The sequence below is a fragment of the Phaeobacter sp. SYSU ZJ3003 genome (assembly GCF_041300735.1).
GTDB classification, from domain to species: domain Bacteria; phylum Pseudomonadota; class Alphaproteobacteria; order Rhodobacterales; family Rhodobacteraceae; genus Phycobacter; species Phycobacter gallaeciensis_A.
This window is the reverse complement of the sequence record NZ_PXNU01000059.1, coordinates 23,045-29,347: the sequence shown is the minus strand read 5'-3', so window position 1 is coordinate 29,347 and position 6,303 is coordinate 23,045. Positions and strand designations below refer to the sequence as shown.

The 6,303-nt window shown below is 61.7% G+C and carries 7 protein-coding genes; 2 read left to right on the top strand and 5 right to left on the bottom strand.

Annotated features, from left to right (window positions below):
- Positions 1–48 precede the first annotated feature (48 nt).
- The 5 genes from C6W91_RS17900 to C6W91_RS17880 all read right to left on the bottom strand — a co-directional run bounded on the left by C6W91_RS17900 (position 49) and on the right by C6W91_RS17880 (position 3,519).
- Entirely contained in the window at positions 49–477 is a 429-nt protein-coding gene (locus C6W91_RS17900; protein ID WP_370571250.1) for an alpha/beta fold hydrolase, read from the bottom strand.
- A 115-nt stretch (positions 478–592) separates the two neighbouring features.
- Entirely contained in the window at positions 593–1,030 is a 438-nt protein-coding gene (locus C6W91_RS17895) for a VOC family protein (RefSeq protein WP_274838504.1), read from the bottom strand.
- The gene (locus tag C6W91_RS17890) at positions 1,030–2,022 is read right to left on the bottom strand and encodes a carboxylesterase (RefSeq protein WP_274838503.1); all 993 of its coding nucleotides are present in this window, start codon (positions 2,020–2,022) and stop codon (positions 1,030–1,032) included. Before C6W91_RS17890 ends, C6W91_RS17895 begins: the two co-directional genes overlap by 1 nt.
- Complete coding sequence (locus C6W91_RS17885) at positions 2,019–2,765, bottom strand: alpha/beta fold hydrolase (protein WP_274838502.1); 747 nt, start codon at positions 2,763–2,765, stop codon at positions 2,019–2,021. Before C6W91_RS17885 ends, C6W91_RS17890 begins: the two co-directional genes overlap by 4 nt.
- A gap of 88 nt (positions 2,766–2,853) precedes the next feature.
- Positions 2,854–3,519 carry a DNA-3-methyladenine glycosylase I gene (locus C6W91_RS17880; RefSeq protein WP_274838501.1) on the bottom strand — a complete coding sequence of 222 codons (666 nt, stop codon included), beginning with the start codon at positions 3,517–3,519 and terminating at the stop codon, positions 2,854–2,856.
- A 238-nt stretch (positions 3,520–3,757) separates the two neighbouring features.
- Here C6W91_RS17880 and thrS point away from each other — a divergent pair, with 238 nt between their 5' ends.
- A complete protein-coding gene (gene thrS / locus C6W91_RS17875) occupies positions 3,758–5,704 on the top strand; it encodes a threonine--tRNA ligase (RefSeq protein WP_274838500.1) in 1,947 nt (648 codons plus the stop codon).
- A 232-nt stretch (positions 5,705–5,936) separates the two neighbouring features.
- Positions 5,937–6,242: a DUF2282 domain-containing protein gene (locus C6W91_RS17870; protein WP_065270710.1), complete on the top strand. Its 306-nt coding sequence runs from the start codon at positions 5,937–5,939 to the stop codon at positions 6,240–6,242.
- Positions 6,243–6,303 lie beyond the last annotated feature (61 nt).

Below are 6,303 nucleotides of genomic sequence, written 5' to 3'. Positions count from 1 at the left end.
GCCTACGGCTCAGGGAAAGCAACGCCACCCTTCAAGCAAAGTTCAACATCAACAGGGACATCCCCAATCCGCAGGCAGGGCCTTGGCAAGCATCTCTTCCAGCCGTCCGGTGCGGGCCGCCACGATCATCGGTTCCCGTTCGGCGGCCTGCGCCGGAGTTTCCGCCAGAGGCGTCGTGTCCATCAGGCACAGGCGGCTGACCCGATCCGGCGCACGGCGCAGGATCTCAAGCGCGATAATCCCGCCCATGGACAGCCCGGCCAAGGCAAACCGTTCGGGCAGCATGTTCAGGATGTGCGCGGCAATCGCCTCAATCCGGTCACCGCCCAGCAGTGGCGCCACCGTGACCGGCAGATAGGCCGAAAGCGCCGCGATCTGCGGTGCAAAGAGGCGCGCATCGCACATCATCCCGGGCAGCAGCACCAGAGGCTCTGATCCAAGCTCGGCCGAAGCATCCGGGGAGGTGGTGTATTGCATCTGCGGTGCCTCGCTGTTCTGCGCCCTGCAGTCTGCCGCAAGGTCACACAGGTCTCATACTGCAACTTTGTAGAGAGTTTTCTGAAATTGCAAGAAGTTAGAGGTCAATTAGAGATCAATCTGCCTCGGGAAATCCATTCCAGCGAAAGGCGCCATCTTCAGACAGGGGCGAAAACGGATTATGGGCGATTTCCCAGATATGGCCATCCGGCGCGCGGAAGTACCCGATGTATCCGCCCCAATACACCTCGCCCGCGGGGCGCAGCACCTCTGCCCCCGCAGTTCTGGCGGCCTCCATCAGCACGTCCACCTCTTCGGCGCTGCGGGTGTTGTGGCTGAGCGTCATCGCCCCAGTGCCCAGCGCCTCTACCGGCAGACCGATATCCTCGGCCAGTTTTTCAATCGGATAAAGGCCCAGCGTCTGCGAAATCAGATCGAAGGCAACGACCCCATCCGGGCTCTGCGCCCTTTGCCAGCCCAGCGCCTCGTAAAAAGACGTCGCCACCTCCATATCCGGCACCCCCAGTGTGATCAGGCTGATCCTCTGTTCCATCACTTCACCTCCAGATCGACCAGCCAGGACAGGATATCCTCTACGGCGGCCTCGGTTTGGCCCGGCGACATGATATCCCCGGCCATGACATGCGCATAGGGATCATCACCAGGACCGGGCGTGTGGTTCTTTACCTCGACCGTCCCGCCCCAGCGCGCCGCCACTTCAGTGGTCAAATCCGGACGGACCACGCGGTCCTGCAGGGAATACCAGAACAGCGCCGGAACCTGCGCCTTCTCCACTGGCAGCGCCATCACCGCGCGCACCAGCGCCGCCATCGGCATCGCCGCCACGGATGGGTAAGAGGTGGTCCAGAACCGACCATGTTCCGGGCTGCGCGCCGGAAAATTGCGCTCTTTCCCCACCAGCAACGGCAGCCAATAGCGCGCAGCGGGCCAGGTTAGCAGCGGCGCTGCCGGATGATTGACGCCGTAGTTCGGGGAAATCATTGCGAGCCCCACCAGATCCTGCGAGAGCGCCGGATCAAGCGCTGCGGCGGTCATCAACGTCGCCCCTGTTGAGGTGGCGATCACCACCACCCGATCGCCGACCGCGCGCGCCGCCGCCAGGGCCTCGGCCACATCCTGCATCCAATCGTTGACCGTTGGTTCGGCCATCGCGGCGCCGGGGCGCCCGTGGCCCGCCAGCCGGGTATAGACAAGGTTCGCACCCAGCGCCGCCGCGACGCGATCCGGCACCGGGCGGATTTCCTCGGAGGTGGCCGAGAAGCCATGGATGTAAACCACCGAAAACGGTGTACGCTCTTCTGGCTGCCCGGCCCAGATCACCCGTTTTTCGGCGCCGGGCGTGATATCGGAATAGGCGCTTTCGACGGTCTCGAAATAGACCCCCACCCCTTCACCAAAGCGGCGCGGCTCGAAGGAGGCTAAAAGGTCCACCGGCTCATAAGGCCCAAAGGCCCAGAGCGCCGCCCCGGCGGCCGACAGGGCCACTCCGGCGCGGAGCAGCCATTTTGCCCCCCGCCGGATCATGAAGCGCCAAGCACCTCTTCCAGCGCCGCCTCGATCAGCTTCAGGCAGGCCTCATCGGAAAACCGGTGGTCTGCGTCCTTGACCAATGTCAGCCGCATATCGGCGCATTCCGCATGATCGAGCAGCCGCAGCGCGGTCTCGGTGGAGACAGCTGTATCGGCGGTGCCTTGCAGGCAGCGCACCGGAAAAGGCAGCGCCAGCGGGCTGCGCAGGACCAGACGGGTGCGCCCATCCTCGATCATCCGCTTGGAAATGCGGTAGGGTTCCATGTAATCGCTGGGCAGCTCCACATAACCCTGCGCATCCAGCTCAGCCTTCTGCGCATCGGTGAAACTCGCCCAGTATCCATCCTCGGTGAAATCCGGCGCGGCAGCGATGGTGACCATCCCGGCGATGCGTTCGGGTACGGCGCGCGCCAGAAGCAGCGCCTGCCAGCCGCCCATGGAAGAGCCGACCGGCACGATGGGCCCGTCGGTCAGTGCCGCAACAGCCGCCAGCGTGTCTTCGTGCCAATCGCCAATGCAGCCATCCTCGAAGGTTTCCGAGCTTTCCCCGTGGCCGGAATAGTCAAACCGCAAAAAGGCGCGCCCCTGCGCCTGCGCCCAGGCCTCCAGATGGATGGCCTTGGTGCCCTCCATGTCGGACTTTAGCCCGCCAAGGAAGACGATCACCGGCCCCGCACCCTCGGTCTTGTGATAGGCGATGCGCCGCCCTTGGGGCGTCTCCAGATAGTTGGCCGTCATCTCGCGTGTCCTTCTGTCATGTCTTTCGCCATTCCTCTGCCATGTCGTAGCGCCATATGCAAAACCCGCCATCCACCGGCGGGCGGGCTTATATGCTAAGCGCGAGAATGCGGGAAATCTCTGCCAGCGGCCGCCCCGACTGCGCCTGCCATGTATTGAATGCCTCCTGCGCCGCCAGCATGGCCTTTCTTGATCCCGGCGGGCCCGATATCCCCCCTTCAGCGACAAGACGGGCGACCACGTCTTTGGTAAAGACATAGCCATCGCGCCCCATCTGCCGCAGGACATAGCCGCCGGTGGTGCCGCCCAACCGGGACCCTTCGGATTTGAGCCACAATAGCAGTTCCCCAAACCGGTCATCCGGCCAGTCGGCGATCTTGCGGCCAAAACCACCCGCCTCTGCCGAGACCTCTTGAATGAAAACCGCGTTTTCCTGAATGGCGCGCAGTTTCGGGGCGTTGCGAATGATCCGCTTGTCCTGCAACAGCGCATCAAACCATTCATCGGACATCAGTGCCACGCGCCCCACCTCGAACCCCTCGAAGGCGGCAACGATATCGTCCTCTTTGGCCTCGATCATCTTTGTGTTCATGCCGGTCGAAAAGATCCGCATCGCCATGGCCTGCAGCCAGATTGCATCCGGGATCTCTGCCACCTCCGCCTTGGGGCGGATCGTCGGCAGCATGGCCGCAATTGCCTCGGGGCCGCCATGGCGATCCGCCGCCAAGTCCAATATCTCTTCAAAACTATGCATGGTGCTCTTTCTAATCGGGCAATCGGACAAAACACACGGGGATCGTGGCCCCGCGCCCGTCAAAAGGCAAGAATGGAAAGAAAACCAATATGCTCTGACCTCCTCGCCGTTGTCAGAGGTGGCACAATGACAGTCCGCAGTGGTTGACAGCGCCAGCGCCTCAGTCAAAAAGGGGCACAGACACCATAACCCGCAACCGGGCGTTCAGTGGGCGCCAAACCGACGAGGAGCAGCCGATATGGCCCAGATCTCTCTCACCCTTCCCGATGGCAATTCACGATCCTTTGACGCAGGCGTAACCCCTGCCGAAGTGGCTGCCGATATTTCGACCTCGCTGGCCAAGAAAGCAATTTCGGCCACTGTCGATGGCAAGCATTGGGATCTGCAATGGCCCATCGAGGCCGACGCCTCCATTGCCCTGCACACCATGAAGGACGAAGAGCAGGCGAATGAACTGATCCGTCACGATCTGGCGCATATCATGGCGCGCGCGGTGCAGGAAATCTGGCCCGAGACCAAGGTCACCATCGGCCCGGTGATCGAAAACGGCTGGTACTATGACTTCGACCGCGCCGAACCCTTCACCCCCGAAGACCTTGGCGCCATCGAAAAGAAGATGAAGGAAATCATCAACAAGCGCGAACCCGTGACCACCGAGGTCTGGGACCGCGAACGTGCGGTGAAATTCTATGAAGCCAACAACGAGCCTTACAAGGTCGAGCTGATCGATGCCATTCCCGGCGACGAGCCGCTGCGCATGTACTGGCACGGCCACTGGCAGGATCTGTGCCGGGGTCCGCACCTTCAGCACACCGGACAGGTGCCGGGCGATGCCTTCAAGTTGATGTCCATCGCGGGCGCCTACTGGCGCGGAGACAGCGACCGCGCCATGCTGCAGCGGATCTATGGCGTTGCCTTCACCGGCAAGGAAAAGCTGAAAGCCTACCTCACCATGCTTGAGGAAGCAGCCAAGCGTGACCACCGCAAGCTGGGCCGTGAAATGGACCTGTTCCACATGCAGGAAGAGGCCCCCGGTCAGGTGTTCTGGCACCCCAATGGCTGGAAGGTCTACACCACCTTGCAGGACTACATGCGCCGTCAGCAGGAACGCGGCGGCTATGTCGAGGTGAACACGCCCCAGGTCGTCGACCGCAAACTGTGGGAAGCCTCGGGCCACTGGGACAAGTACCAGGAAAACATGTTCATTGTCGAAGTGGACGAAGACCATGCCCGGGAAAAGGCGGTAAACGCGCTGAAGCCGATGAACTGCCCCTGCCACGTGCAGGTATTCAATCAGGGTCTGAAATCCTATCGCGATCTGCCGCTGCGCATGGCCGAGTTCGGCTCCTGTGCGCGCTATGAACCCTCTGGGGCGCTGCACGGCATCATGCGGGTGCGCGGCTTTACACAGGACGACGGCCACATCTTCTGCACTGAGGATCAGATCGAAAGCGAAACTGCGCGTTTCATCGACTTCCTGTCGAAGATCTACGCCGACCTTGGCTTCCACGACTGGACCATCAAACTGTCGACCCGCCCCGAGAAACGCATCGGCAGCGACGAAAGCTGGGACTTCGTGGAAAAGGCGCTTGGCGATGCCTGCAAGGCGGCCGGCTATGATTTCGAAATCCTCGAAGGCGAAGGCGCCTTTTATGGTCCCAAGTTGGAATTCACCCTGACCGATGCCATCGGCCGGAACTGGCAGTGCGGTACGCTTCAGGTGGACCCCAACCTGCCTGAACGCCTCGAAGCGACCTATGTGGGTCAGGACGGCGCCAAGCATCGTCCCTTCATGCTGCACCGCGCAACGCTCGGCTCCTTCGAACGTTTCATCGGCATCCTGATCGAGGAACACGCGGGCAAGCTGCCGTTCTGGCTGGCGCCGCGTCAGGTGGTTGTCGCTTCCATCACCTCGGAAGCCGATGATTACGTTGCAGAAGTCGTGGAAACGCTAAAAGCCGCAGGCGTGCGCGCCGAGGCGGACATCCGCAACGAGAAGATCAACTACAAGGTCCGCGAACACTCGCTGGGCAAGGTGCCGGTGATTCTGGCGGTCGGCCACCGCGAGGTCGAAGAGCGCACCGTTTCCGTGCGGCGCCTCGGTGAAAAACAGACCAAGGTCGAAACCCTCGCCGATGTAACAAAATCGTTGGGCCTTGAGGCCACGCCGCCGGATCTGCTGTAACAATTGCGGCTACCGCTATCAAAAACCGGCTCCCAATCGGGGGCCGGTTTTCATTTTATAGTTGATTAACGTTCCCAATCAGATGGTTAAACACTATCAGACTGTCACACTTCCTGACGCCCGCGTGACACACAGCCTCGTGAATTTAAAGACCTCCGGACCTGGGTTAGGGTTTTCACGTACCCCAAGGGTATACTCGATATACCGCAAAACCCGTTGAGGAGGACTTCATATGTCGAACCACGCAAAATCCCTCGCCGTCGCCAGCGCGGTTGCCGCTGCCCTGACCGCTGCAACCACCATGCCTGCCGCTGCGCAGAGCAAGGAAAAGTGCTACGGCATCTCCCTGGCCGGCCAGAACGATTGCGCCGCCGGCCCCGGCACCACCTGCGCGGGCAGCTCGGTCGTTGACTATCAGGGCAACGCCTGGACCCTGGTCGACGCAGGCACCTGCGCCGAAATCGAACTGCCGGAAATGGCAGACGGCACCGCGCGCAAAGGCTCGCTTGAGCCGCTGGAACGCGACCTGCCCGCATAATAATTGATTTCGTGAAGGGCGCGCGCCTGCCCGCCCTTCACATTTTCGCCCCGCCCCAAGC

Coding starts and splice junctions, on each gene's coding strand:
- C6W91_RS17890 (WP_274838503.1), bottom strand. CDS start 2,022: ATGATCCGGCGGGGGGCAAAATGGCTGCTCCGCGCCGGAGTGGCCCTG.
- C6W91_RS17880 (WP_274838501.1), bottom strand. CDS start 3,519: ATGCATAGTTTTGAAGAGATATTGGACTTGGCGGCGGATCGCCATGGC.
- C6W91_RS17895 (WP_274838504.1), bottom strand. CDS start 1,030: ATGGAACAGAGGATCAGCCTGATCACACTGGGGGTGCCGGATATGGAG.
- C6W91_RS17900 (WP_370571250.1), bottom strand. CDS start 477: ATGCAATACACCACCTCCCCGGATGCTTCGGCCGAGCTTGGATCAGAG.
- C6W91_RS17870 (WP_065270710.1), top strand. CDS start 5,937: ATGTCGAACCACGCAAAATCCCTCGCCGTCGCCAGCGCGGTTGCCGCT.
- C6W91_RS17885 (WP_274838502.1), bottom strand. CDS start 2,765: ATGACGGCCAACTATCTGGAGACGCCCCAAGGGCGGCGCATCGCCTAT.
- thrS (WP_274838500.1), top strand. CDS start 3,758: ATGGCCCAGATCTCTCTCACCCTTCCCGATGGCAATTCACGATCCTTT.